Genomic DNA, 402 nt, shown 5'->3' with positions numbered 1-402 from the left:
TCGCCAAGCGGTAAGGCACTGGCTTTTGATGCCAGCATTCCCTGGTTCGAATCCAGGTAGCCCAGCCATTACAACGTTACTTAGACAAACCATAAGTCTTCTTAACTATACTCTTCGCTAGAGTAAAAGCTTTGCTGCGGTCGTGGCGGAATTGGTAGACGCACCAGATTTAGGTTCTGGCGCCGAGAGGTGTGAGAGTTCAAGTCTCTCCGACCGCACCATTATTTCTCTTTCATTAGAGAACAAATAGTGAATCTATTAGATTTATTATGGCTACTTAGCTCAGTTGGTTAGAGCACATCACTCATAATGATGGGGTCGCAGGTTCAAATCCCGCAGTAGCCACCACTTATACAACGTCTTATTGAAGCACCAATATTCGATATGACTATAAAGATTTGC

The 402-nt window shown here is 44.3% G+C and carries 2 tRNA genes; both read left to right on the top strand.

The features are described 5' to 3' along the window. Positions 1-136: 136 nt before the first annotated feature. A tRNA-Leu gene (locus AB4517_RS19935) sits at positions 137-221 on the top strand. A 50-nt stretch (positions 222-271) separates the two neighbouring features. Further along, a tRNA-Met gene (locus tag AB4517_RS19930) sits at positions 272-348 on the top strand. Positions 349-402: the final 54 nt, after the last annotated feature.

It is taken from the genome of Vibrio sp. 10N.222.52.C3 (genome assembly GCF_041474195.1).
Taxonomy (GTDB): domain Bacteria; phylum Pseudomonadota; class Gammaproteobacteria; order Enterobacterales; family Vibrionaceae; genus Vibrio; species Vibrio crassostreae_C.
Note: the sequence above shows the minus strand (reverse complement) of the source record. Positions and strands in the feature narration are given on the sequence as shown.